The organism is Atlantibacter sp. (assembly GCF_032062175.1).
GTDB lineage: Bacteria > Pseudomonadota > Gammaproteobacteria > Enterobacterales > Enterobacteriaceae > Atlantibacter.
Genome location: NZ_DAMBQK010000009.1, coordinates 92,733 through 116,885, shown reverse-complemented (window position 1 = coordinate 116,885; position 24,153 = coordinate 92,733). Strand labels below are relative to the sequence as shown.

Sequence of the window (24,153 nt, the reverse complement as noted above, 5' to 3'; positions counted from 1 at the left end):
GCTTTATAGATAATTATTCACTATTTATGCAGTTTAAGTGAATAATGCTGGTTTTTAAGTTGTTGATATTACTTCTTTAATCCCTCGTTATGCATTTTTACCGCTGGCTGGCACGAAGTCTGCAATCTACATTCAGGGTGCAAACACGTCATATTTATTAACATTTAAACAACCATTAATTTACCAGTGAGGTCGCTATGTCTTCGTCAATCACCCGCCAGAATTTCGATGAATGGATGCTTCCGGTTTACGCGCCGGCGCCTTTTGTTCCGGTTCGGGCAGAGCGATCCACATTGTGGGATCAGCAGGGCAAATCCTATATCGATTTTGCCGGAGGCATTGCGGTAAACGCCCTGGGCCACGCCCATCCTGAACTGCGCAAAGCGCTGGAAGAGCAGGCCGGTAAGCTGTGGCACACCGGTAATGGCTACACCAACGAACCGATCCTGCGTCTCGCGAAACAGCTGATCGACGCCACCTTCGCTGACCGGGTGTTCTTCTGTAACTCCGGGGCCGAGGCCAATGAAGCGGCGCTCAAGCTGGCGCGTAAATATGCCCACGATAACTATGGCCCACAAAAAAGCGGCATCGTTGCCTTCAAAAATGCCTTCCACGGGCGCACCTTATTTACCGTGACCGCAGGCGGTCAGCCTGCCTATTCGCAGGACTTCGCGCCGCTGCCGCCGGACATCTCCCATGCCGTGTATAACGATTTGCAATCCGCCGCCGCGCTGATTGATGACAACACCTGCGCCGTGATCGTCGAACCGATCCAGGGCGAAGGCGGCGTTGTACCCGCAGAGCCAGCGTTCCTGAAAGGGCTGCGCGAACTGTGCGACCGTCATAATGCGTTACTGATTTTTGACGAAGTCCAAACCGGCGTAGGCCGTACCGGCTCGCTGTACGCTTATATGCACTACGGCGTGACCCCGGACGTCCTTTCCACCGCCAAAGCGCTCGGCGGCGGCTTCCCGATTGGCGCGATGCTGACCCGCGAACAGTTTTCACGCTCAATGACCGTCGGCACCCACGGCACCACCTACGGCGGCAACCCGCTGGCGGGCGCGGTCGCCGGGAAAGTGCTGGACATCGTCAACACCCCTGAGGTGCTGAACGGCGTAAAACAGCGCCACGACGCCATTGTTGAGCAAATCGACGCCATCAACCGCAAGCATGGCCTGTTTAAAGCCGTGCGCGGCGTGGGATTGCTGATTGGCTGCGTGTTGAGCGACGACTATGCCGGGCGCGCCAAAGAGATTTCTCAACTCGCGGCGGAAGAGGGCGCGATGGTGCTGATCGCCGGGGCCAACGTGGTGCGTTTTGCGCCGTCGCTGATTATCAGCAATGACGAAATCAGCACTGGCCTGGAGCGCGTTGCCCGCGCCTGCGAGCGCCTGATTGCGAAGACGCCATCATGATGGTGATCCGCCCCATTGAGCGCAATGACCTGGGGCCATTGCTGAAACTGGCCGGGAAAACCGGCGGCGGGTTGACCTCGCTGCCGGAGGACGAAGCCACCCTGAGCGCGCGCATCGAGCGCTCCCTCGCCACCTGGCAGGGCACCTTGCCGAAGGGCGACCAGGGTTATGTCTTCGTGCTGGAGGAATCGACGACCGGCAACGTGGTGGGCATCTGTGCCATAGAAGTGGCGGTGGGCCTCAACGATCCCTGGTATAACTACCGGGTGGGTACGCTGGTGCACGCCTCCAAAGAGCTCAACGTCTACAATGCGCTGCCGACGCTGTTTTTAAGTAACGACCATACCGGCAGCAGCGAACTGTGCTCGCTGTTTCTCGACCCGGAGTGGCGCAAAGAGGGCAACGGCTACTTGCTCTCCAAATCGCGCTTTATGTTTATGGCCGCGTTTCGCGATCGCTTTAACGACAAAGTGGTGGCCGAGATGCGCGGCGTGATTGATGAACACGGCTACTCGCCGTTCTGGGAAAGCCTCGGCCAGCGCTTTTTCTCAATGGCGTTCAGCCGCGCCGATTATCTGTGCGGCACCGGGCAAAAAGCCTTTATTGCCGAACTGATGCCGAAACACCCGATCTATACCCATTTTCTGACCCCGGAAGCCCAGGCGGTGATCGGCCAGGTGCATCCACACACTGCGCCTGCCCGCGCAGTACTGGAAAAAGAAGGCTTTCGCTATCGCGACTACATCGACATTTTCGACGGCGGCCCGACGCTGGAGTGCGATATCGACCGGGTGCGGGCGATCCGCAAAAGCCGGCTGGTTGAGGTGGCGGAAGGCCAGCCTGCGGTGGGTGACGATTTACCCGCCTGTATGGTCTCCAACGAAAAATATGACATGTTCCGCGTGATGCTGATCCGCGCTAACCCTGATACACCGCGCCTGGTGCTGGATGCCGCCACCCTGGACGCCCTGAAATGCCAGCCCGGCGATACCGTGCGGCTGGTGCGTTTATGCGCTGAGGAGAAAAAATGATGAGTCTGTGGATTGATGGCGAGTGGATCGAAGGCCACGGCGAAACGCTGGAAAAACATAACCCGGTGACGGGCGAGCGGCTGTGGCAGGGCGTCGCCGCCAGCGCTGAACAGATCCAGCAGGCCTGCTACGCGGCGCGTAACGCTTTTCCTGACTGGGCGCGCCAGCCGTTTAGCACCCGCCAGGCGATTGTCGAGCGCTTTGCCGGGCTGCTGGAAAGCCATAAAAGCGAACTCACCGACATCATTAGCCGGGAAACCGGCAAGCCGCGCTGGGAAGCCGCCACAGAAATCACGGCGATGATTAACAAAATCGCCATTTCGGTGAAAGCGTACCACTTACGTACTGGCGAGCAGGTGACGCCAATGGCGGACGGCGCGGCCTCGCTGCGCCATCGCCCGCACGGCGTGCTGGCGGTATTCGGTCCGTATAACTTCCCCGGACATCTGCCGAATGGACATATCGTACCGGGGCTGCTGGCGGGTAATACCCTGGTCTTCAAGCCCAGCGAGCTGACGCCAATGATTGCCGAGCGGGTGGTCCAGCTTTGGCAGGAAGCGGGATTGCCCAGGGGCGTACTCAACCTGGTGCAGGGGGCGCGGGAAACCGGCCAGGCGCTGGCGGCATCCCCGGATATTGACGGGCTGCTGTTTACCGGCAGCGCACACACTGGCTATCAGTTGCACCGCCAGCTTGCCGGACAGCCGGAAAAAATTCTGGCGCTGGAGATGGGCGGCAATAACCCGCTGATTGTGGAAGATCCGGCGGATATCGACGGGGCGGTGCATTTAACCATTCAGTCGGCGTTTGTCACCGCCGGGCAGCGCTGCACCTGCGCTCGCCGTCTGTTGGTCAAACGCGGCGAACAGGGCGATGCATTCCTGGCCCGCTTAACAGAAGTGGCATCGCGTATTCGTCCGGCAGAATGGGATGCCGAACCGCAGCCGTTTATGGGTGGGCTGATTTCACCCCAGGCGGCAGAGCGGGTATTAACTGCCTGGCAAGCGCACCTGGCGCGCGGCGGTAAAGCGCTGCTCACGCCTGAACTGCTACGGCCCGGCACCTCGCTACTGACGCCGGGTATCGTCGAGCTAACCGGCGTGGCGGATGTGCCGGATGAAGAGGTGTTTGGCCCGCTGTTGTGCGTGTATCGCTACGACGATTTCGACGAGGCTATCGCGCTGGCTAACCGCACCCGCTACGGGCTGGCGAGCGGGCTGATATCTCCGCAGCGCGAGCATTTTGACCAGCTACTGCTGGAAGCGCGCGCCGGGATCGTCAACTGGAATAAACCGCTGACCGGGGCCGCCAGCACCGCGCCGTTCGGCGGCGTGGGGGCATCGGGCAACCATCGCCCCAGCGCCTGGTATGCGGCGGATTACTGCGCGTGGCCGATGGCAACGCTGGAAAGCCCGACATTTTCCCTGCCGGACACGCTCAGTCCGGGGCTGGATTTTGGTCGTGAGGAGCAGGCATGAACGCACGCGAGGTTAATTTCGACGGACTGGTGGGCCTGACCCACCATTACGCCGGGCTATCGTTTGGTAACGAAGCCTCCACCAAACACCGTTTTCAGGTTTCTAACCCGAAACTGGCGGCGAAGCAGGGGCTGTTAAAGATGAAAGCGCTGGCGGATATGGGCTATCCGCAGGGCGTCATCCCGCCCCAGGAACGCCCGAATATCGGCTTGCTGCGCCAGCTTGGCTTTGACGGTACCGACCAGCAGGTGGTGGAAAAGGCCTGGAAGCTGGCCCCGGATCTGCTGTCCGCCGCCTGTTCCGCCTCGTCAATGTGGGTCGCCAACGCCGCGACGGTGTGCCCATCTGCGGATGCGCTGGACGGGCGGGTGCATCTCACCGTTGCCAACCTGAATAACAAACTCCATCGCGCCAGCGAAGCGGTGACCACCGAACGGGTACTGAAGGCGATTTTCAATGACCCGCGCCGCTTCAGCGTGCACGATGCGCTGCCGCAGGTGGCGATGCTGGGCGATGAGGGCGCGGCGAACCACAACCGTTTATCCCATGATGACGGCGATCCGGGCGTTCAGCTTTTCGTCTATGGCCGCAATGCCATCGGCGGGCAAACGCCCGAGCGCTATCCGGCGCGCCAGACGTTGCAGGCGTCTCAGGCCGTGGCGCGCCTCAACCAGGTCAACCCGGAGCAGGTGGTGTTTGCCCAGCAAAACCCGGCAGTGATCGACCAGGGGGTATTTCATAACGACGTGATTGCGGTCACCAACCGCCAGGTGCTGTTCGCCCATCAGTCGGCGTTTGTTAATCAGGCGGGTTTATACCAGACTCTGGCGCAGAAGCTGGACGGGTTTCAGGCCATCGAAGTGCCTGCCGATCGCGTCAGCGTGGCGGACGCGGTGGAAACCTATCTGTTCAACAGCCAACTGCTCAGCCGCGAGCAGGGCGATATGCTGCTGGTGCTGCCCCAGGAGTCCCGCGAGCATGCGGGCGTCTGGCACTATCTGACCGAACTGGTGGGATCGCCAGATAACCCCATCAACGAACTCAAGGTTTTCGACCTGCGGGAAAGTATGGCCAACGGCGGCGGCCCGGCTTGCCTGCGTCTGCGGGTCGTGCTCACCGACGCAGAGCGGGCAGCGGTCAACCCCGGCGTAATGCTGAATGACGCGCTTTTTACTACCCTTAACCAGTGGGTCGACAAACATTATCGCGACCGGTTAACCCAGAGCGACCTTATCGATCCGCAACTGTTACGCGAAGGGCGCGAGGCGCTCGATGAATTAACGCAGATATTAAAGCTGGGGCCGGTGTATCCGTTCCAGCGTTAAGGTGAAGTTATGCAGGAGTTTTTGGCGTTTACGCTGGCAGGGGAAACGCCTGCCAGGCGGGGTGGAGAAACGGCTCGCTTTCGCTGGAGGTGGTGGGACGAAGGGGTCGTAGAGCTGGTGCCGCTTCAGGCAACGTTACCGGCGCTGGTGCTGTCGGCGGGCATTCACGGCAATGAAACCGCCCCGGTGGAAATGCTCGATGCCCTGATGGAAGAGTTGCATCACGGCGATATCGCCCTTGCGCGCCCGCTGCTGGTGATTTTAGGTAATCCGGCAGCCTTACGCGCGGGTAAGCGCTATCTCACGGACGATATGAACCGCATGTTCAGCGGCCGCTGGCAGCATTTCCCGGAAAGCGGCGAAACCCGCCGCGCCTGCGTGCTTGAGCACTGCGTGGAGCGCTTTCTGACCTGCGCCGGACCCGCCTGGCATCTGGATATGCATACCGCCATCCGCAGTTCATACCACCCGCGCTTCGGCGTTTTTCCGGCCCGTAAAACGCCTTACGATAAACATTTTTTAGACTGGATGGCCGACGCCGGATTGCAGGCGCTGGTTTTTCATCGCACCCCCGGCGGGACCTTCACCCATTTCAGCAGCGATCATTTTGACGCGCAAAGCTGCACGCTGGAGTTGGGCAAAGCGCAGCCGTTTGGGCAAAACGATCTTACCCAGTTTGATGTTACCAAAGCCGCCTTGCGGGCGTTACTGGCGGGTGAACCGACCGAACACCTCAACGCCGAGCCGCTGCGCTATGAAGTAGCCCAGCAGATCACCCGGAAAAGCGAGGCGTTTGTGCTGCATATGTCAGCCCAGACCCAGAACTTTACCGCCTTTGCGCAAGGCACCGTGCTGGCGGAGGATGGCGCGACGGTATACAAAGTGGAAAACGACACCGAATATGTCCTGTTCCCGAATCCCAACGTGGCGCTCGGCCTGCGGGCCGGGTTAATGCTCAAAGAAATAACCTGACGGGATTATTTCTGCCGGTGCGAATACCTGCTGCGCACCGGTTCAGCCTTAAGCATTTTATAATTATCAACGGCTCATCAATTTATCCAGATTTATCCTGGTAAGCGCTTTATTTATCGGCGGGCAATACGTATACTCTCTGCACATTTACTGCTTTATCATAGAGTTGTATTATTTTCTTGCCACTTTCCTTGTTTTTTTCATATTTCCTCCATAATTGATCGATTATTGTTTTTTACACTTTCAATGCTTTACCCAGACTCTGAATACTTGACGTTGCAACACGTACACTTATTCTCGTCAACACGGCAAACGTGCCGAAAAATAAACTGAAATAAAGGATAGTGATATGCGTAAATTAACTGCGATTGTAATGGCTACCACTCTGGCGCTGGGCGCAGCGAATCTGGCGCATGCGGCAGAAACCGCAACCACTGCTACCGCGCCGGATGCAACCACCCTACAGCCGCACCATAAAGGCGTCCGTGGTCCGCACCATGACATGATGTTTAAAGATCTCAACCTGACTGATGCGCAGAAACAGCAAATCCGCGAAATCATGAAAGCGCAGCGCGATAAAATGAAACGCCCGTCGCTTGACGACCGCCGCGCCATGCATTCGCTGATTGCCTCCGACACCTTTGACCGCGCCAAAGCGGAAGAGGCGGTGAACAAGATGGCGGAACAGCATAAAGAGATGATGCTGTCGCGTATGGAAACCCAGAACAAAATCTACAACATCCTGACGCCGGAACAGAAAAAACAGTTTAATGCCAATTTTGAGAAGCGTCTGACAGAACGTCCGGCCAAAGCGGGTAAGATGCCAGAGGCTGCTGAATAATAACGTAGCCAATCCACACAAGACCGCCGGTGTTGTCCATAGCGCAATTGCGTTGCTCTGGACAGTACCGGCGGTTTTACTTTTCCCGTCACGACTTCCCTTCGATCCTCTTCCTTCCGACCGCGCGTAGTGATAACTTCACACGTCTAATCAGAACGTTACCCCAATATCCTTATAACGTGAACGTGCAGGCCTGAAGCCCGCGCGTTTATTGCCGATAACAAGGGGGTGACATTTTTTTGCGTGCGTGACGTTCGGTCTTTTAGCTCGCTCAGGAGTGATGATGGAGTATTTCGATTTACAGAAAATGCAGGTCAATCTCTGGCGAAACGGCGCAGGGGAAACCCGGGAAATTTGCTGCTTTCCGCCCGCGACCCGGGATTTTAACTGGCGCGCCAGTATCGCTTCACTCTCCGCTAACGGCGAATTTAGCCAAATCCCTCAGGTGGAACGCACCGTCACGCTGCTGGAAGGCGGCGAGCTGACTTTAGATGGCGGCAATGCCTTTCGCCATACCCTGAAGCATTACCAACCGTTCAGTTTTTCTGGCGAGCAGTCGGTCCGCGCCGAGCTGAGCGACGGACGTATGTCGATGGACTTCAATATTATTACCCACCGCGATCGCTGCCGTGCCCAGGTGCGCGTTGCCGATCGCACCTTCACGACGTTTGCGCCGCGCGGCGGCATTATTTACGTGCTGAGCGGCGCGTGGCAACTGGGCGATAAGCTGCTTACCAGCGATCAGGGCGCGTGGTGGGAAGCCGGACCCCACACGCTACGGTTATTAAAAGCGGAAGGGCGCTTACTGTTCAGCGAAATTACCTATTTATGATCTAACAGATCGATAATGTCATGTTCGGCGCGGATCAGCGGACGGCACAAAATCTTGTAGCCGTCGTGGTCGAAGCCCGGCGATGCCCGGGTTAAGCGTGCCGCATCGTCAAGATTATCCACCGTACCCAGCCACACCCAATTATCGATAATCAGATACTGGATCATCTCATCAGTTTGCTCTTTCACTGCCACCGGCCCGCGCCACGGCCAGCATACCACCTGGAGGTGGGACAGCGATTCCAGCAGGCGGGCATTATGATCGTCCACTGGTTCCAGCCCGCAGCAGGCACCGGCGCAGCGTTTCAGCGCCGCGCGGAAACAGGCGCGCCCTGCGCTGAGCTTTTCCAGCCCCAGCAGACCGTGACACAGCCGCTGCTCATCGGCGATGCTTTTTAGCTTTTCCAGCGCTGCCCGGCGATTGGCGAACAGACCATACAGGTGCGGGGTATGGGAAAAATCAACTTCTTTGGCGTACACCACGTCAGGGCGGGAACCGCTGAGCAGCAGGGAACAGAGCTGACGATTGCGCCGCAGCCGCTTATTAAACAGCGGTTGCTGAGCTTTGATCATCTGCGCTTCGAGCAACAGCGCTCCCAGTTCGCCCGCCGTGCGGGTAAAAGTGATGTGCCGCGCCTGGCGCAGCATCGCCGCTTCGCCGGGGGTACGCAGATGCGACATCACCCTGGCGCGCAGGTTGATGCTTTTGCCGATATACAGCGGCAGGGTCTCGCTTTCGCCATGAAAAATATACACGCCAGGCGCGCGGGGCAATTCAGCCAGCGACGGGCGTAAATGTTCGGGATACTGATAAATCGCTTCGGCTTCAAAGTCGAGGCGCGGGCTCATGCTGCGTCGGACCACATATAACTCCTGATACTGGTTGCCTGTCCAGTATAACAAGGGATTATGGGTTGAAAAAGCAGCAATTTACCTTAGCGCCGCGTGGCGAGCCAACAAAGCAGCGATCCGGCCACCACCATCGCCACCCCTTGCCAGAAACTGATACCCGGCGTCAGGCCCAGCCAGAGGCTGGCCAGCAGCGCGGAAGAGACTGGCGTGAAGTACGACGCAGTAGCCAGCAACGTCATGTTTCCATGAGAAATTCCGTGGTTCCAGGCCGAATAGGCCACGGCGGTAGACAGCCCCATAAAACAGAGTTGCAGAGTACCGGAAAGGGTAAAGGCGATCGGCCCTTCGCTGGACAACGCATAGTGGACCCACAGCGCCAGCGCGGTGGCGCAGAAAAACAGCGTGACGCCGCTTTTCCCATTGCTCCAGCGGCGGGTAAGATTGCAGTACAGCGCCCAGGTGATCGCCGCCGCAAACGCCAGACTATAGGCCAGCGGGTTATCGAGAATGTTGCGCCACATCATCACTGGCGACCAGTCGCCGTTGCCCTTCATCACCTGCGCCACGCCGCCGATGGCTAACAGCAGGCCGGGCCAGATAAGCCAGGTGCTGCGCTGGTTATTCAACCACAGCGCGAACAGCACCGTTAAGCTCGGCCACAGGTAGTTAATCATCCCCAGTTCCAGCGACTGGCTGCGGTTATGGGCAAAACCGATAGACAGCGCCAGGCACATTTCATACGCCACAAACAGCCCACCACCGACCAGCATATAGCGCAGCGGTAAACCTTCGAGGCGCGGGCGTCCCTGGGCCAGCCACAAACAGCAGGCGCTGAGGGTGTAAATCAGGGCAGGACCGCCCACCGCACCGAAATGTTCGGCGATGCTGCGAAACAGGCCGACGGAAGTGCTCCAGAGTAAAATCGCGATCAGGCCAATCAGCGTGGCGCGTGCTACGGGGGTTTGCATAGTCAATCCGTGAAAAAGGCGGCAGCGCCGCCTGATAAAAGGTGAACCTTACGCACCATGGCTGGCGTTATTTTTTCCAGAAGTCGTCAAACACGGTAATCGGCGGGCGACGCTTGTGCTCGGTTTTAAGATACCAGCCTTCGATGGTTTTGCTGATGCTCTCATCGAGGGTTTTACCTTCCAGATAGTCATCAATGTTTTCGTAGGTGACGCCCAATGCCACTTCATCCGGCAGAGAAGGGCGATCGTCTTCCAGATCCGCCGTTGGCAGTTTGGTATAGAGATGCTCCGGGCAACCCAGTTCGCGCAACAGCAGTTTGCCCTGGCGTTTATTGAGGCGGAACAGCGGGTTAATGTCGGTGCCGCCGTCGCCGTATTTGGTGAAGAAGCCGGTCACTGCTTCCGCCGCATGGTCGGTGCCAATAACCACACCTTTGCTCATCCCGGCGATGCTGTACTGCGCTTTCATACGCTCGCGTGCTTTTTCGTTACCGCGTACAAAGTCGCTTAGCTCAATGCCCGCATCGCGCAACGCCTGTTCGCTGGCCAACACGGCCGCTTTAATGTTCACGGTTAATACTTGATCCGGCTGGATAAACGCCAACGCGTCCTGGCAATCCTGCTCGTCGAACTGTACGCCGTAAGGCAGACGGACGGCGATAAACTGATAGCTGGCATCGCCGGTTTCGTCGCGCAGTTCGGTAATGGCAAGCTGGCTGAGCTTCCCGGCCAGGGTGGAGTCCTGACCGCCGCTGATGCCCAATACCAGGGATTTGATAAACGGATGCGCCTGTAGATACGCTTTAAGGAAATCCACGCTGCGGCGAATTTCCTGCTGAACGTCAATGTGCGGTTTTACGCCGAGTGCCTGAATAATGTCTTGTTGTAGAGCCATTTACCCCTCCGATCACAGCCTGTCTGATTTGAATTCATATCGGTAAAGTTTAATCCTTAAAACTAACCTGATGTGCCGGAAACAACAAGGCGCGCGGCGGTTTCCTCGCCCGAGTGGCGCAAATTAAGGCGATTTGCCGCTAAAGGAGAATCGTCCTAAAAAATGCCGTTACGCTCTAACGACTTGAAAAAGGTTAATTTCTCTTCCAGGCTTACTTCACACGCAGAAACAAGAGGAAGACATAATGAATAACAAGTTTGCAGGATTACTGGGTGCGGCGGCTGTCATGACAATGCTGGCAGGTTGTACGGCGTATGACCGTACCAAAGACCAAATTACTCAGCCCGTTGTAAAAGACGTCAAGAAAGGCATGAGCCGTGAACAGGTTCGCCAGCTTGCCGGCCAGCCATCTTCTGAAGTGAGCATGATCCACGCTCGCGGTACTTGCCAGACCTACATTCTGGGTCAGCGCGACGGCAAAGCGGAAACCTACTTTGTGGCGCTGGATGACACCGGCCACGTGATCAACTCTGGCTACCAGACCTGTGCCGAATACGATACCGATCCACAGGCACCGAAAGCGAAACAGTAAGTTTTGCGTCCCGCATAAAAAAACCTGCTTCGGCAGGTTTTTTTATGTCTCTACACCAGCAATAAACGCCACGGCGCTCACGCCGTGGCGCCGTATTTATGCCGGAATAGCCGGGATTTTGTTGGTCCGAGACCACACCCGATGCTTCTGTAACAGCGTCAGCAGCGTCTCCACCGCATAGCCCTGCGCATCATCGCCTTCAATAATTCCTTCTTCGCCCTGGGCATCCACCCCCAACACCGATTTAAACTGGCGGGCATCACCCAACAGCGTAATCGGCTTCAGGTGTTTATACGCTTCGAGCAGGTAGTAGCGTACATCGCCGCGATCGAGCAGGCCGCTGACCGCGCCACCGGGGACGATGACCGCGTCGACCGTCAGCGACGGCACGCCCTCGAAGGTGCCCATTACGGTGATTTGCGAACCGTCATCCGCCGTGACTTCACCCATGCGCGAATAGAGCAGTTTGCTGTGCACACCCTGGCGCTTCAGGCCCTGCATGATCGCCAGTAAGTCCGCAGCGCGCACCCGGTCGTTAAGCAGGATCGCCACCACGCGGCCTTTCACGCTGCCACTCGGCACCGCGTACAGGCTGAGCGCCGCGTCTTTCTTCAGGCCGTTGACGTCTTTCGGCGGGGCGGTGTGGATCTGCTCGTCGGTGAGGGTGATCCCCAGGTTCTCCGCCACCGCGCTGGCGAGTGAGACATCGATATGGCAAAGCTGGTCCACCACCCGTTCGCGAATGTAGGCGCGGGCGACCTTGCCCAGTTCGAAGCTGAAGGCATCGATAATATGCTGCTGTTCAACCGGCGTCTGGCTTTGCCAGAACAGGCGCGGATGGGAATAATATTCGCCGAACGACGGGCTGCGCTCGCGGATTTTATGGCCCTCGACGCGCTCCTGCCAGGATTCAAATCCCCCGCGTTTCGGACCGGGAGGCGTCTCGCGCGGCCAATTGTCGTTGATGGAGTTCGGCTCGTAGTTCGCCGGGTTGGTGTCGATATCCATGCGGTGCATGCCGTCGCGCTGGAAGTTGTGGTACGGGCAAACCGGGCGGTTAATCGGAATTTCGTGGAAGTTTGGCCCGCCGAGGCGGCTGATTTGGGTATCGGTGTAGGAGAACAGACGCCCCTGCAACAGCGGGTCGTTAGTGAAGTCCAGACCGGGGACGATATGCCCCGGATGGAACGCCGCCTGTTCGTTCTCGGCGAAGAAGTTGTCCGGGTTGCGGTTGAGCACCATCTTGCCCACCAGTTGCACCGGCACCAGCTCTTCGGGAATGAGTTTGGTCGGATCGAGCAGGTCGAAATCGAATTTAAATTCGTCTTCTTCCGGGATCAATTGCAGGCCCAGCTCATATTCCGGGAAATCGCCCGCTTCAATCGCTTCCCACAGCTCGCGGCGGTGGAAATCGCCGTCACGGCCAATCAGCTTCTGCGACTCATCCCACACCAGCGAGGCTTTACCGGCGACCGGCTTCCAGTGGAAGCGTACAAAGGTGGCTTTGTCTTCGGCGTTGATCAGCCGGAAGGTATGGATACCGAAGCCTTCCATGGTGCGATAGCTGCGCGGGATACCGCGATCCGACATCGCCCAGATCACGTTATGCAGGGTTTCTGGTTGCAGGGAAACGTAGTCCCAGAAGGTGTCGTGGGCACTGGCACCCTGCGGAATAGCCCAGTGCGGCTCGGGTTTGACCGCATGCACAAAGTCCGGGAATTTGTGGGCGTCCTGAATAAAGAACACCGGCGTGTTATTGCCCACCAGATCGAAAATGCCTTCTTCGGTGTAAAACTTGGTGGCGAAACCACGGATATCACGCACCGTATCCCCCGAGCCTGCGCCGCCTTGCACGGTTGAGAAGCGCACAAACACCGGGGTGATTTTCTCCGGGTCGCTCAGAAAATCGGCTTTGGTGAGATCTTTCAGGCTCTTATAGGGCTGGAAATAGCCGTGAGCCGCCGAGCCGCGCGCGTGGACGATACGCTCCGGTATACGCTCATGGTCGAAGTGGGTGATCTTTTCGCGCAGGATAAAGTCTTCTAGCAGCGTCGGGCCACGCGTGCCGGCGCGCAGCGAGTTTTGATCGTTGGCAATACGCACACCCTGATTGGTGGTGAGCGGGAAATCTTCGCTGCCTTTACGGAAATTATCGAGCGCGCTGAGTTTTTCATTCGAGGTGTCCGGGGCTTTCAGGCTGCCGGGAGCGGTAGGGTATTCGCCGGGTGCGCTGGGGTGCGGGGCCGGGCGATGCGAACCGTCTTCGGGAGCCAAAGAATCCATTCCGGGTTGTGATTCACTGGCGTCGTGGATCGGCGCCTGGTGTGAGGGCTTATCGTTATGCGACATTTAACTCGTCTCCTGATTTCATTGCTGAAAATTGGGTCGTTGTTAGGTAAAAACCCTTCTAACTATAGAACAATGCCGACGCGCTGCTTTTTAGGGCCAGAGGTCGGGCTGCAGGGAGGCGTGAGATCCGTTATCATAGAGGCACGAATCTGATTGTTTGATATTGATTGCTGCTGATGAAACCTTTACGCCAACAAAATCGTCGTGTTATCACGTATACGCCACGCATTGAACCTGCGCCGCCGGAACACGCGGTACGCATGGAGGGATTCAAAGACGTCTGGATGCTGCGGGGAAAATATGTCGCCTTCGTGCTGGTGAATGACGGCTTTTTGCGCTCCCCGACCTTCACGATACCGGAGTCTGCGCAGCGCTGGGCGTCACAGATTAAGCAAGATCTCGTTTAGCTTCTGGCTATTTCTGAAATAAAAAAAAACCGCATTGAGAAATGCGGTTTTTTTGCTTTTGAAGGGCGATTAACGGTGCGCGAGTTCGGCTTCTTCGTCGCTGTTCAGGATCGCTTTATCAGTTTGCTTCAGCCACTGGCTGGTCAGCGTACCGGCAGTCATGGAACCGCTCACGTTCAGCGCGGTACGGCCCATGTCGATCAGCGGCTCAACGGAAATCAGCAGCGCCACCAGGGTCACCGGCAGGCCCATTGCGGGCAGCACGATCAGCGCGGCGAAGGTTGCGCCGCCGCCCACACCCGCTACGCCAGCGGAGCTTACGGTTACAATGCCTACCAGAGTGGCAATCCACATCGGGTCCAGCGGGTTAATACCCACGGTCGGCGCCACCATTACCGCCAGCATCGCCGGGTAGAGACCCGCACAACCGTTCTGGCCGATAGTCGCGCCAAAGGAGGCCGCGAAGCTGGCGATAGATTCCGGCACGCCGAGACGACGGGTTTGCGCTTCGACGTTCAGCGGAATAGATGCGGCGCTGGAACGGCTGGTGAAGGCGAAGGTCAGCACCGGCCAGACTTTGCGGAAGTACTTCAGCGGGCTCACGCCGTTCACTGCCAGCAGCAGACCGTGCACCACAAACATGATGCCCAGACCCAGGTATGAGGCGACCACGAAGCTGCCCAGCTTGACGATGTCCTGTAGGTTGGAGCTGGCAACCACTTTGGTCATCAGCGCCATTACGCCGTAAGGGGTTAACTGCATTACCAGGCGAACCAGCTTCATCACCCAGCTTTGCAGGGTATCGATAGCGGTCAGCACGCGCTCGCCTTTCGGCGCATCGTCTTTCAGCAGTTTCAGTGCCGCCACGCCGAGGAAGGCCGCGAAAATGACCACGCTGATAATGGAGGTCGGGTTCGCGCCGGTGAGATCGGCAAACGGGTTTTTCGGAATAAACGACAGCAGCAGTTGCGGCACGCTCAGATCGGCCACTTTACCGGCGTAGTTAGTTTCAATGGCGCTCAGACGGGCGGTTTCCGCCGTGCCCTGCACCAGTCCTTCTGCGGTCAGGCCGAACAGGTTGGTCACCAGCACCCCCACCAGCGCCGCGATAAGCGTGGTGAACAGCAGCGTGCCGATAGTCAACAGACTGATTTTACCGAGCTGGGAGGCGTTATGCAGGCGGGCGACCGCACTCAGAATCGAGGCGAACACCAGCGGCATCACAATCATTTGCAACAGTTGTACATAACCGTTGCCGACCACGTTAAACCACTGGATAGAGGTTTTCAGGACTGGGCTATCTGCGCCGTAAATCGCATGCAGAACGCAGCCGAAGACCACGCCGATTACCAGACCCACTAATACTTTTTTTGCCAGACTCCACTGCCGGTGGCGAGTTTGCGCCAGCAACAGCAAGAGGATAACGAACACCACAATGTTCGCTATTAATGGAAAATTCATCCCCGTTCTCCTGTTTCACTGACAGGCTCGAAGTGGCCCGTCTTTATGGCGCAAAGGGTAACAGAAGACGCGGGGGGTTCTTATAATCAAATGGAATTGATTATATCCAAAAGTGGTTTTCTGCTGGTTTAACGCTCGGTCTGGTGATGAATAAAGCGATCGAACTGGTTTTGCAGTGAATTGATCATCTGGGATGACCAGCGGATAGCGCTATTCTCTGGCAGGCCCTGGGGCATCCACACGGCATAAACAAAGAACGCCATGCACAGCACCCGCTCAAGCTGGTTGCCTTTTTGCGGCATCAGGATCGGCAGACGGAAACGCCAGCGACAGGGCCACAGCAGCGGAACGCCCGCCGGGGTCAACATATCCGCAAGAATATGGCTCAGATAACCCAACACCATACCCTGAATGGCGTCCGCCGGAATAATCCAGCTATCAGGCACTTTGAGATAGAACAGCGTCAGGGCGATAAACACCGCCAGCAGGCTGTGGGTAAAGCCCCGGTGGCCAAAGGCTCGGGCGACGGGTTTAGAAATCCACTTTAGCCGCTGGCCGAGCAGCGACTTGGGGTGATCGATATCCGGCAGCAGACAGGTCAAAATTGCCGACGGAACAATATGCCACCAGTCCCCCTGCGCCAGCACAGGGGTGAGTTCGGCGTTTTTGGCAAACACCGCACACGCAATGGAGAAAAAAAGGTGGCCTTCCGCCGTCATGTTAAAAACCCAGAAAAAAGCTGACTGTCAATTCATCCAGTATAGGGTTTTTATACAGTAGACGGAAGCGGTGACGGTGTAACTCTTTGTCACTGAATTTTCATCGCGTTAGCGTGCCAGCCAGCCCCCATCCACAGCGATAGTGTAGCCATTGATATAGGCCGAGGCGTCGGAGGCTAAAAATACCGCCGGGCCCTGCAAATCTGCCGGTTCGCCCCAGCGCGCGGCGGGGATGCGATCGAGGATTTCCTGGTTGCGGGCAGCGTCTTCTCGCAGCTGTTGGGTATTGTTGGTCGCCATATAACCCGGTGCGATGGCGTTGACATTGATGTTGTGCGGCGCCCACTCATTGGCCAGCAGCCGGGTTAACCCTAACACGCCGCTTTTCGAGGCGGTATAAGAGGGAACGCGGATGCCGCCCTGGAAGGAGAGCATCGAGGCGATATTAATGATTTTTCCGCCGTCGCCCTGGGCGATAAACTGCCGGGCCACGGCCTGCGATAAAAAGAAGACCGATTTAAGATTCAGGTTCATGACGTCGTCCCAGTCTTGCTCGGTGAAATTCAGCGCGTCTTCCCGGCGGATAGTACCGGCGTTGTTGACCAGAATATCCACCCGGCCCATGCGTTCTACAGCGGTCTCTACAATGGCATTGATATCATCCTGACGGCTTAAGTCAGCCTGAATGGCGGTAAAACGCCGTCCCAGCGCCGTGACTTTTTGCTCGGTATCGTGCGGGATTTTGCGGTTGACGCCAACGATATCGCAGCCCGCCTGGGCAAGCCCTAGCGTCATTCCCTGACCCAGCCCGGTGTCACAACCCGTCACAATCGCGACTTTACCCGCAAGGTTAAATGCATCAAGAATCATAACGACCTCATTATCCATTGGATGTAATCGACATGCGCCCGCACGCCTGGCAACAGAATCATAGGCAGGGAAAATAAAATAACCAAGTTAAAGTAAAACAATGTTTCAAAAATATGATGGGGGTATTAAAAAGACGGCCTGAGCCGTCTTCATGGTGGGTAGTTACCCCAGAAGATGGGTGAGGGTGAGCTGTTCCAGTGAGTCGAGTTTACCGTCAGCGAGGACCCAGCGCGGGTCGGCACGATTTTCTGGAGCGGGCACCACAATTGAACGCATCCGCGCGGCTTTGGTGGCAATCATCCCGTTAACGGAGTCTTCCAGGGTGACGCAGCACAGCGGATCGACGCCCAGTTTGGCGGCGGCGTCCAGATAAACCTGCGGGTGCGGTTTACTATACGGTAAATTTTCCGCCGATGAGACCGCGTCAAACTGGTCACGCAAGCCAAGCATCGACAGCACGCTTTCCAGCATTCGCAGCGGAGATGCCGACGCCAGGCCCACTTTTAGCCCCTGCGCTTTGCATAGCGCCACCGCCTCGGGTACGCCAGGCAGTGCAGGGCGTTGCTCTTCAATCAGGGTAATCGCCCGGGTGATGATGCGATCGGTCACTTCCGCCTTTGAAGGGCCATTCCAGGGCTGGTGGATAAACCAGAGATCTACCACCAGGTCGATGCGTAAACCTAATGTATCAGGCAGTTCATGGCGGCGGGAAACGTCCACGCCAAGTGTCGCCATGATCTCCAGTTCCGCTTTATCCCATAGCGGTTCTGAATCAATCAGCAGGCCATCCATATCGAAAATCGCGGCGAGGATCGGGCGCGAATCAGGCATCGGTAATCACTCCTGTGGTTAACATGTCGTGTTATCAATAGCCTGAAAATCAGCTTATCGCTACCGCTTTGTGAATTTCGCAGTAAACTTCAGGCGGAGAATCTGTTGAGCAGGTAGACTTGTTTCGAGAATGTAGCGTCTTAAAAGGGGAAAGAATGACGTACCAACAAGCTGGACGCATTGCTGTTATAAAACGCCTTGCCGGGTGGATTATTTTTATACCCGCCGTTATTTCAACGCTGATTTCAGTACTGAAATTTATGTATGAGCACAGCGAAAAGCAGCCGGGCATCAATGCCGTGATGCTGGATTTCGCCCATATCATGATTGATATGATGCGCTTTAATACGCCGTTCCTGAATTTTTTCTGGTACAACTCGCCGCTGCCTGACTTCCCGCATCAGGCGAATGTCACGTTCTGGATTATTTTTATATTCATTTTCGTCGGGCTGGCGCTACAGGCGTCCGGCGCGCGGATGAGCCGCCAGGCGCGTTTCCTGCGCGAGGGCATTCAGGACCAGTTGATTCTGGAACAGGCGAAAGGGGCTGACGGCCTGACCAAAGCGCAGCTAGAAGATCGCATCGTTGTGCCTCGCCATACTATTTTTCTTCAGATATTCCCGCTGTATATCCTGCCGGTCATTGTGATTATTGCCGGGTATTTCTTCTTTAAGCTGTTGGGCTTTATGTAAAAAAACGCTCCCGGCCGGGAGCGTTGTCGTTAAGCCGCCAGTATCCTTTCCAGCGCTTTTTGCGCCGCCACCAGATGATTACCGCCAAACAAAATGGCGCGGTTTAACAAGGTATAGAGCTGGTACAGCGGCTGGCGCTGGAGAAAGCCTGCGGGTAAGGGGGAAACAGACTGGTAGCCATCGTAAATTTGCGGCGGCTGGTCAGGGTGCAGCGGCAGCATCGCCAGATCGCATTCGCGGTCGCCCCAGTAGCAGGCCGGGTCGAAGATATAAGGCCCGTCCGGCCCCAGCGCGCAGTTCCCGGACCACAAGTCTCCGTGTAATAACGACGGCTGAGGCTGGTGGGAGGCTAACTGTGCGGCTACCACGTCGACAATCAGATCGATATCGCCAAACTCCAGTCCTTTCTCCGCCGCCAGCTCCAACTGCCAGCCAATGCGCTGCTCGGCGAAAAACGTCGACCATTTGCGCTGCCAGGCGTTAGGTTGTGGCGTCGTGGACAGGTCGTTGTCAAAATCAAGGCCGAACTGCGGTTGGTCGCTCCACTGGTGGAGACGCGCCAACTGCTGGCCCAGCAGGAAGGCATTATGCGCGTCTAGCGGGCGGGTTTCGAGGTATTCCAGCAAAACAAAGCTGTAATCCCTGTCGCTGCCGACACCCCACACGTCAGGTACGCGGACGGTTTGACTACGGGCAAGCAGGGCGAGTTGGTCAGCCTCTGCGGTGAAAATCGGCAATAGCTCGCGATCGTCACACTTAACGAACACGTTATGTGTACCGTAGCGCACCCGCCACGCGGCGTGGATTTCTCCGCCGGGTAATTCAGTGCGCTGCGTGAGTTCCTGCTCGCCGAACTGCTCTGCTAACAGACGACTGATGGCTTGCCACATAATGTCTCTCCCCAGGTTGCCTGATATTTCATTACCTTAGCGCATTACTACCGGTTAAAAACAGGAACTGGCGCACATCCCGACGCGACAACCTGCCTTTATATCAGGAATCATCCGCCAGCCAGGCTTCCCAGGTGGTGATATCCACTTCCGGTTTCTGGCCAAGGGCCGATTCGCCTAATCCTTCCGCCAACTCTCTGACGTCCTGCTCATCTTGCGCGGTGATCAGGCCAAAGGTATTGATGCCAAGCTCATGGACTTTGCCGTCGTCATCGCTCATGGTGAGCGTAAAACCGCCACGGGTCAGGTGATTATTGAGCTCATTGATGTCCGTCAGGTTTTCCTCATGAAAACGGAACGTGACAACGTAACGCTTTATATCTCCGCTAGCCATTAGTCACCTCTTTGTAATAGCTGAAGAATTCAGCATAGCCGATGCGCTATGTGACTGCGCAAAAAATGACCGTGCTGAGACTAACCTTGCAAATACTGATAAATCTTTTCGGTATTCTCATGGGAACAGAGCCGGGTTCCCTGATTCAGCGTGGCGGCACTCCCGGCAGCAACGCCGTAGCGCACCATATCCAGCAACGACGCCTGTTGAGCCAGCTTGAGCGTCATTGCGCCGACCATGCTGTCGCCCGCGCCCACGGTACTCTGGCTTTTAACCGGCGGCGGCACCACCTGGACGTAATCCGTTTCATCCACACCCAGTGCGCCCTGCGGGCCGAGAGACACCACCACACGCCTGGCTTTACCGCTGCGCACCAGCTCTTGCGCCGCCTGGCGCACATCATCAGGTTGCGTTAAATCCCGCCCGACCAGCGCTGCCAGCTCTTTTTGGTTGGGTTTCACCAGTTCAATGCCGCCGATATCCAGCGCAGCGGCCAGCGCTTCGCCGGAGCTGTCGATGATGCAGCGCAGGCCGTTTTGCTGGGCGCGCTTTATCAACTGCGTAAAGTCAGCGAGATCGACGCCCGGCGGAAGGCTGCCGCTGATTACCAGCAGCGAACCGGATTCCAGCGCCAGCACTTTTTCCTCAAGCTGGCGGAATTCATCCTGAGACAAATGCGCGCCGGGCATCACAAACCGGTATTGCTCACCGCTGGCTTCGACGTGCACGTGCAGATTCTGGCGCGTCCAGTCCTGTGACGGGATGGTATCGACGTTGACGTTTTCTTCCTCAAGCAGGGCAGTGAGATGCTCGCCGGTCGCACCGCCGGCAGGGAATAATGCCGTGGCGTTGCCGCCTAAATGGCTGATTGCGCGGGCGACATTAATTCCGCCGCCGCCAGGTTCAAATACCGGGGTGGTGCAGCGTAATTTCCCTTCAGGGTAGATTTGCGGCGTGACCGTCGCGCTGTCCAGCGACGGGGCGAGCGTCAGGGTAAATACCGGAACCATATGACCTCCTTTTGAATGGGCTGACCTAAGCGTAGCACTCATGGCGTGAGGAAGTGTCAATTAACACTATGATTTTTAATATGAATAGCACTGAAGGCTGACACTTTATCCTTATGAATTAAAAGCGATTTTCAGATCTCTCTTATACAAAAAATGATTCAGGAACTCATTGCTATGTCATTCGTGGCTTTTTATAATTTGTTACCTTTCCAGCGGACCGGTTCGTTGATCCCGTGGAGAGTTTCCGGGACCGTGATGGTCTCTTTTTTTGTTGTGCGGACCTTAAAAATTAAATGAAGCTTTTAAAGACAGTACCCGCAGTGGTTATGCTGGCGGGGAGCGCGTTGTTCAGTCATTTTGCAACCGCTGATGATTCCGTTTTTACTGTCATGGATGATCCTTCCAGTGCGAAAAAGCCTTTCGAAGGCTATCTCAACGGTGGTTATCTGGCGCAGTCTGGTAATACCACCAGCTCCTCTCTGACCGCCGATAGCGCGCTGACCTGGTACGGCAGCACCACCGCGTGGTCTTTGTGGGGGAATGCCAGCAACAACTCTTCCAACGACGAGCGTTCTTCTGAGAAATACGCGCTCGGTGGTCGTAGCCGTTATAACATGACCGACGCCGACTATTTGTTTGGTCAGGGCAGCTGGTTGACGGACCGTTACAACGGTTATCACGAGCGTGATGTGGTCACCGCCGGTTATGGTCGCCAGTTCCTGAACGGGCCGGTACACAGCCTGCGTTTTGAATTCGGTCCGGGTGTGCGTTACGACGAATACACCGATGGCACTGACAAAACTCAGGCGCTGGGCTATGCCTCTGGCGCGTATGCATGGCAGTTCACCGACAACGCGAAATTCACCCAGGGTGTTTCCGTGTTCGGCGCGGACGATACCACCGTGAACTCTGAAACCGCACTGAACGTTGCGATTAACGAACACTTTGGATTAAAAGTGGCTTACAACGTCACCTGGAACTCCAATCCGCCGTCAACCGCACCCGATCACACCGATACCCGCACTTCTGTCACGCTGGGCTATAAAATGTGATTATCCAGGCCGGTTTGCGCCGGCCTGTTTTCTTTCCCCCTTCCCGTATTCAATCTGGTCAAAATAGTCCTGACCGACGCCGTTTTTTTGTGATTAACCGTCGTGGTTATGGCTTATTCTTGCGGCTTGAATCGATAGAGCCTTTAACCCCTTGCAGATGATGTGTAATATTGCAAGCGGTGTTATCAACTGGCGGGCCGAGGTGTTTGCAGCGTTTCGTACGCCGTAAGGACCATATTTCGCAGAGTGCAGCGGGAATCAGCCCATAACCTGTTGATAATGATTAAATATTACTGTTTCGTATGTGATCTTTCGTGTGGGTCACCACTGCGAATAAGGACAAAAAATGCCCGTTATTACTCTTCCTGATGGCAGTCAACGCCATTATGACCACGCTGTAAGCCCCATGGATGTTGCCCTGGACATTGGTCCGGGTCTCGCAAAAGCCTGTATCGCAGGCCGCGTTAATGGTGAATTAGTCGATGCCAGCGACCTGATTGAACAGGATTCGCAACTGGCTATTATCACCGCAAAGGATGACGAAGGACTGGAGATTATCCGCCACTCCTGCGCGCACTTACTGGGTCATGCCATTAAGCAACTCTGGCCGAATACCAAAATGGCAATCGGTCCGGTGGTGGATAATGGCTTCTACTATGACGTTGATCTGGAAAACACCCTGACCCAGGAAGATCTCGACGCCCTCGAAAAACGTATGCACGCGCTGGCAGAGAAAAATTACGACGTCATCAAGAAAAAGGTCAGCTGGCATGAAGCCCGTGAAACCTTTGTGAACCGAGGCGAAAGCTACAAGGTTTCCATTCTTGACGAAAACATTGCCCATGATGATAAGCCTGGCTTGTATCATCATGAAGAATATGTAGATATGTGCCGTGGCCCGCACGTGCCGAACATGCGTTTCTGCCATCATTTCAAATTAATGAAAACGGCAGGGGCCTACTGGCGCGGCGACAGCAACAACAAGATGTTGCAGCGTATCTACGGCACCGCCTGGGCAGATAAAAAAGCCCTGAACGCCTATTTGCAGCGTTTAGAAGAAGCCGCGAAGCGCGATCACCGTAAAATCGGCAAGCAGCTCGACCTGTATCACATGCAGGAAGAAGCGCCGGGCATGGTGTTCTGGCACAACGACGGCTGGACTATCTTCCGTGAACTGGAAGTGTTTGTTCGTTCCAAACTGAAAGAGTACCAGTACCAGGAAGTAAAAGGTCCGTTCATGATGGATCGTGTCCTGTGGGAAAAAACGGGCCACTGGGAAAACTACAAGGATGCAATGTTCACCACCTCTTCCGAGAACCGTGAATACTGCATCAAGCCGATGAACTGCCCGGGCCACATTCAAATCTTCAACCAGGGCCTGAAATCCTACCGCGATCTGCCGCTGCGTATGGCGGAGTTCGGTAGCTGCCACCGTAACGAGCCATCAGGCGCGCTGCATGGACTGATGCGCGTACGCGGCTTTACCCAGGACGATGCCCACATTTTCTGTACTGAAGAGCAGGTGCGTGACGAAGTCAACGGCTGTATTCGCCTGGTTTACGACATGTACAGCACCTTCGGTTTCGAGAAAATTGTGGTTAAATTGTCGACGCGTCCAGAAAAACGTATCGGTAGCGATGAGATGTGGGATCGCGCTGAGGCGGACCTGGCGGTAGCGCTGGAAGAAAACGGTATTCCGTTTGAATATCAGCTCGGCGAAGGCGCGTTTTACGGCCCGAAAATCGAGTTTACGCTGTACGATTGCCTCGACCGCGCCTGGCAATGTGGTACAGTTCAGCTAGACTTCTCGCTGCCACAGCGTCTTGGCGCGTCGTATGTTGCTGAAAACAACGACCGTCAGGTGCCGGTGATGATCCACCGTGCGATTCTGGGTTCCATGGAACGCTTCATCGGTATTCTGACTGAAGAGTTCGCCGGTTTCTTCCCGACATGGCTGGCTCCGGTGCAGGTGGTGGTGATGAATATCACCGATTCGCAGTCCGAATACGTTAACGAATTGACCCGTAAACTACAAAATGCGGGCATTCGAGTAAAAGCGGACTTGAGAAACGAGAAGATTGGCTTTAAAATCCGCGAGCACACTTTACGTCGTGTCCCGTATATGTTGGTCTGTGGTGATAAAGAAGTGGAAGCAGGCAAAGTTGCCGTTCGCACTCGCCGCGGGAAAGACCTGGGAAGCCTGGACGTAAGTGAAGTGATTGAGAAGCTGCAACACGAGATTCGCAGCCGCAGTCTTCAACAACTGGAGGAATAA

At 56.2% G+C, this 24,153-nt stretch carries 23 protein-coding genes; 12 read left to right on the top strand and 11 right to left on the bottom strand.

Annotated features, from left to right (window positions below):
• Nucleotides 1-197: 197 nt before the first annotated feature.
• The 7 genes from RT120_RS10735 (at nt 198) to ves (ending at nt 7,897) form a co-directional block, all read left to right on the top strand.
• A complete protein-coding gene (locus tag RT120_RS10735; RefSeq protein ID WP_312982508.1) occupies nt 198-1,418 on the top strand; it encodes an aspartate aminotransferase family protein in 1,221 nt (406 codons plus the stop codon).
• Nucleotides 1,415-2,449, top strand: coding sequence for an arginine N-succinyltransferase (gene astA / locus RT120_RS10730; RefSeq protein WP_312982506.1), 1,035 nt, complete (start codon nt 1,415-1,417; stop codon nt 2,447-2,449). The genes RT120_RS10735 and astA overlap by 4 nt, the downstream gene beginning before the upstream one ends.
• The gene (gene astD, locus RT120_RS10725) at nt 2,449-3,927 is read left to right on the top strand and encodes a succinylglutamate-semialdehyde dehydrogenase (protein WP_312982576.1); all 1,479 of its coding nucleotides are present in this window, start codon (nt 2,449-2,451) and stop codon (nt 3,925-3,927) included. Before astA ends, astD begins: the two co-directional genes overlap by 1 nt.
• The gene (gene astB, locus RT120_RS10720; protein WP_312982505.1) at nt 3,924-5,252 is read left to right on the top strand and encodes an N-succinylarginine dihydrolase; all 1,329 of its coding nucleotides are present in this window, start codon (nt 3,924-3,926) and stop codon (nt 5,250-5,252) included. Before astD ends, astB begins: the two co-directional genes overlap by 4 nt.
• 9 nt (nt 5,253-5,261) lie before the next feature.
• On the top strand, nt 5,262-6,224 hold the full coding sequence (gene astE / locus RT120_RS10715) for a succinylglutamate desuccinylase (protein ID WP_312982503.1): 963 nt from the start codon (nt 5,262-5,264) through the stop codon (nt 6,222-6,224).
• 349 nt (nt 6,225-6,573) lie between these two features.
• Nucleotides 6,574-7,065, top strand: a complete 492-nt coding sequence (gene spy, locus RT120_RS10710; RefSeq protein WP_312982501.1) for an ATP-independent periplasmic protein-refolding chaperone Spy — start codon at nt 6,574-6,576, stop codon at nt 7,063-7,065.
• Nucleotides 7,066-7,348: 283 nt separating this feature from the next.
• The gene (gene ves, locus RT120_RS10705; RefSeq protein WP_312982499.1) at nt 7,349-7,897 is read left to right on the top strand and encodes an environmental stress-induced protein Ves; all 549 of its coding nucleotides are present in this window, start codon (nt 7,349-7,351) and stop codon (nt 7,895-7,897) included.
• Here ves and cho read toward each other — a convergent pair.
• From cho to nadE, 3 genes are all read right to left on the bottom strand, one after another.
• The gene (cho, locus tag RT120_RS10700) at nt 7,888-8,760 is read right to left on the bottom strand and encodes an excinuclease Cho (RefSeq protein ID WP_312982498.1); all 873 of its coding nucleotides are present in this window, start codon (nt 8,758-8,760) and stop codon (nt 7,888-7,890) included. The genes ves and cho overlap by 10 nt on opposite strands.
• Before the next feature lie 71 nt (nt 8,761-8,831).
• A complete protein-coding gene (gene yddG, locus RT120_RS10695; protein ID WP_312982496.1) occupies nt 8,832-9,716 on the bottom strand; it encodes an aromatic amino acid DMT transporter YddG in 885 nt (294 codons plus the stop codon).
• Nucleotides 9,717-9,783: 67 nt separating this feature from the next.
• Nucleotides 9,784-10,611 (bottom strand): ammonia-dependent NAD(+) synthetase, encoded by an 828-nt coding sequence (gene nadE / locus RT120_RS10690; protein ID WP_312982494.1) that lies wholly within the window; start codon nt 10,609-10,611, stop codon nt 9,784-9,786.
• A 244-nt stretch (nt 10,612-10,855) separates the two neighbouring features.
• On the opposite strand from nadE, the gene osmE reads away from it, so the two are divergent.
• A complete protein-coding gene (gene osmE, locus RT120_RS10685) occupies nt 10,856-11,203 on the top strand; it encodes an osmotically-inducible lipoprotein OsmE (RefSeq protein WP_312982492.1) in 348 nt (115 codons plus the stop codon).
• A 96-nt stretch (nt 11,204-11,299) separates the two neighbouring features.
• Here osmE and katE read toward each other — a convergent pair whose 3' ends face one another.
• On the bottom strand, nt 11,300-13,552 hold the full coding sequence (katE, locus tag RT120_RS10680) for a catalase HPII (protein ID WP_312982490.1): 2,253 nt from the start codon (nt 13,550-13,552) through the stop codon (nt 11,300-11,302).
• Between the two features lie 176 nt (nt 13,553-13,728).
• Here katE and cedA point away from each other — a divergent pair, with 176 nt between their 5' ends.
• Entirely contained in the window at nt 13,729-13,959 is a 231-nt protein-coding gene (cedA, locus tag RT120_RS10675) for a cell division activator CedA (RefSeq protein WP_312982489.1), read from the top strand.
• A 69-nt stretch (nt 13,960-14,028) separates the two neighbouring features.
• On the opposite strand, the gene RT120_RS10670 is transcribed toward cedA, so the two are convergent.
• The 4 genes from RT120_RS10670 to hxpB all read right to left on the bottom strand — a co-directional run bounded on the left by RT120_RS10670 (nt 14,029) and on the right by hxpB (nt 17,840).
• Nucleotides 14,029-15,420, bottom strand: a complete 1,392-nt coding sequence (locus tag RT120_RS10670) for an L-cystine transporter (RefSeq protein ID WP_312982487.1) — start codon at nt 15,418-15,420, stop codon at nt 14,029-14,031.
• A 128-nt stretch (nt 15,421-15,548) separates the two neighbouring features.
• Nucleotides 15,549-16,139 carry a metal-dependent hydrolase gene (locus RT120_RS10665; protein WP_183168752.1) on the bottom strand — a complete coding sequence of 197 codons (591 nt, stop codon included), beginning with the start codon at nt 16,137-16,139 and terminating at the stop codon, nt 15,549-15,551.
• 108 nt (nt 16,140-16,247) lie between these two features.
• Entirely contained in the window at nt 16,248-17,009 is a 762-nt protein-coding gene (gene kduD / locus RT120_RS10660) for a 2-dehydro-3-deoxy-D-gluconate 5-dehydrogenase KduD (RefSeq protein ID WP_312982486.1), read from the bottom strand.
• A gap of 162 nt (nt 17,010-17,171) precedes the next feature.
• Nucleotides 17,172-17,840, bottom strand: a complete 669-nt coding sequence (hxpB, locus tag RT120_RS10655; RefSeq protein ID WP_312982484.1) for a hexitol phosphatase HxpB — start codon at nt 17,838-17,840, stop codon at nt 17,172-17,174.
• A 155-nt stretch (nt 17,841-17,995) separates the two neighbouring features.
• Between hxpB and RT120_RS10650 the strand changes: the two genes are divergently transcribed.
• Nucleotides 17,996-18,532 carry a YniB family protein gene (locus RT120_RS10650; RefSeq protein WP_312982482.1) on the top strand — a complete coding sequence of 179 codons (537 nt, stop codon included), beginning with the start codon at nt 17,996-17,998 and terminating at the stop codon, nt 18,530-18,532.
• A 29-nt stretch (nt 18,533-18,561) separates the two neighbouring features.
• On the opposite strand, the gene RT120_RS10645 is transcribed toward RT120_RS10650, so the two are convergent.
• The 3 genes from RT120_RS10645 to pfkB all read right to left on the bottom strand — a co-directional run bounded on the left by RT120_RS10645 (nt 18,562) and on the right by pfkB (nt 20,826).
• On the bottom strand, nt 18,562-19,422 hold the full coding sequence (locus RT120_RS10645; protein WP_312982481.1) for a fructosamine kinase family protein: 861 nt from the start codon (nt 19,420-19,422) through the stop codon (nt 18,562-18,564).
• 103 nt (nt 19,423-19,525) lie between these two features.
• Complete coding sequence (gene ghoS, locus RT120_RS10640; protein WP_312982479.1) at nt 19,526-19,816, bottom strand: type V toxin-antitoxin system endoribonuclease antitoxin GhoS; 291 nt, start codon at nt 19,814-19,816, stop codon at nt 19,526-19,528.
• 80 nt (nt 19,817-19,896) lie between these two features.
• Entirely contained in the window at nt 19,897-20,826 is a 930-nt protein-coding gene (pfkB, locus tag RT120_RS10635) for a 6-phosphofructokinase II (RefSeq protein ID WP_312982477.1), read from the bottom strand.
• Nucleotides 20,827-21,119: 293 nt separating this feature from the next.
• On the opposite strand from pfkB, the gene RT120_RS10630 reads away from it, so the two are divergent.
• Together RT120_RS10630 and thrS are read left to right on the top strand one after the other, a co-directional pair.
• Nucleotides 21,120-21,878 carry a YdiY family protein gene (locus tag RT120_RS10630; RefSeq protein ID WP_312982475.1) on the top strand — a complete coding sequence of 253 codons (759 nt, stop codon included), beginning with the start codon at nt 21,120-21,122 and terminating at the stop codon, nt 21,876-21,878.
• 346 nt (nt 21,879-22,224) lie between these two features.
• Nucleotides 22,225-24,153, top strand: coding sequence for a threonine--tRNA ligase (gene thrS / locus RT120_RS10625; protein WP_312982474.1), 1,929 nt, complete (start codon nt 22,225-22,227; stop codon nt 24,151-24,153).

Excerpts from the sequence above, each read along its gene's own strand:
- pfkB (WP_312982477.1), bottom strand. The coding sequence starts at position 20,826 with ATGGTTCCGGTATTTACCCTGACGCTCGCCCCGTCGCTGGACAGCGCG.
- hxpB (WP_312982484.1), bottom strand. The coding sequence starts at position 17,840 with ATGCCTGATTCGCGCCCGATCCTCGCCGCGATTTTCGATATGGATGGC.
- spy (WP_312982501.1), top strand. The coding sequence starts at position 6,574 with ATGCGTAAATTAACTGCGATTGTAATGGCTACCACTCTGGCGCTGGGC.
- yddG (WP_312982496.1), bottom strand. The coding sequence starts at position 9,716 with ATGCAAACCCCCGTAGCACGCGCCACGCTGATTGGCCTGATCGCGATT.
- RT120_RS10630 (WP_312982475.1), top strand. The coding sequence starts at position 21,120 with ATGAAGCTTTTAAAGACAGTACCCGCAGTGGTTATGCTGGCGGGGAGC.
- osmE (WP_312982492.1), top strand. The coding sequence starts at position 10,856 with ATGAATAACAAGTTTGCAGGATTACTGGGTGCGGCGGCTGTCATGACA.
- RT120_RS10670 (WP_312982487.1), bottom strand. The coding sequence starts at position 15,420 with ATGAATTTTCCATTAATAGCGAACATTGTGGTGTTCGTTATCCTCTTG.
- katE (WP_312982490.1), bottom strand. The coding sequence starts at position 13,552 with ATGTCGCATAACGATAAGCCCTCACACCAGGCGCCGATCCACGACGCC.
- RT120_RS10735 (WP_312982508.1), top strand. The coding sequence starts at position 198 with ATGTCTTCGTCAATCACCCGCCAGAATTTCGATGAATGGATGCTTCCG.
- astE (WP_312982503.1), top strand. The coding sequence starts at position 5,262 with ATGCAGGAGTTTTTGGCGTTTACGCTGGCAGGGGAAACGCCTGCCAGG.
- cedA (WP_312982489.1), top strand. The coding sequence starts at position 13,729 with ATGAAACCTTTACGCCAACAAAATCGTCGTGTTATCACGTATACGCCA.
- astD (WP_312982576.1), top strand. The coding sequence starts at position 2,449 with ATGAGTCTGTGGATTGATGGCGAGTGGATCGAAGGCCACGGCGAAACG.
- ves (WP_312982499.1), top strand. The coding sequence starts at position 7,349 with ATGGAGTATTTCGATTTACAGAAAATGCAGGTCAATCTCTGGCGAAAC.
- RT120_RS10665 (WP_183168752.1), bottom strand. The coding sequence starts at position 16,139 with ATGACGGCGGAAGGCCACCTTTTTTTCTCCATTGCGTGTGCGGTGTTT.
- kduD (WP_312982486.1), bottom strand. The coding sequence starts at position 17,009 with ATGATTCTTGATGCATTTAACCTTGCGGGTAAAGTCGCGATTGTGACG.
- nadE (WP_312982494.1), bottom strand. The coding sequence starts at position 10,611 with ATGGCTCTACAACAAGACATTATTCAGGCACTCGGCGTAAAACCGCAC.
- astB (WP_312982505.1), top strand. The coding sequence starts at position 3,924 with ATGAACGCACGCGAGGTTAATTTCGACGGACTGGTGGGCCTGACCCAC.
- thrS (WP_312982474.1), top strand. The coding sequence starts at position 22,225 with ATGCCCGTTATTACTCTTCCTGATGGCAGTCAACGCCATTATGACCAC.
- RT120_RS10645 (WP_312982481.1), bottom strand. The coding sequence starts at position 19,422 with ATGTGGCAAGCCATCAGTCGTCTGTTAGCAGAGCAGTTCGGCGAGCAG.
- astA (WP_312982506.1), top strand. The coding sequence starts at position 1,415 with ATGATGGTGATCCGCCCCATTGAGCGCAATGACCTGGGGCCATTGCTG.
- ghoS (WP_312982479.1), bottom strand. The coding sequence starts at position 19,816 with ATGGCTAGCGGAGATATAAAGCGTTACGTTGTCACGTTCCGTTTTCAT.
- RT120_RS10650 (WP_312982482.1), top strand. The coding sequence starts at position 17,996 with ATGACGTACCAACAAGCTGGACGCATTGCTGTTATAAAACGCCTTGCC.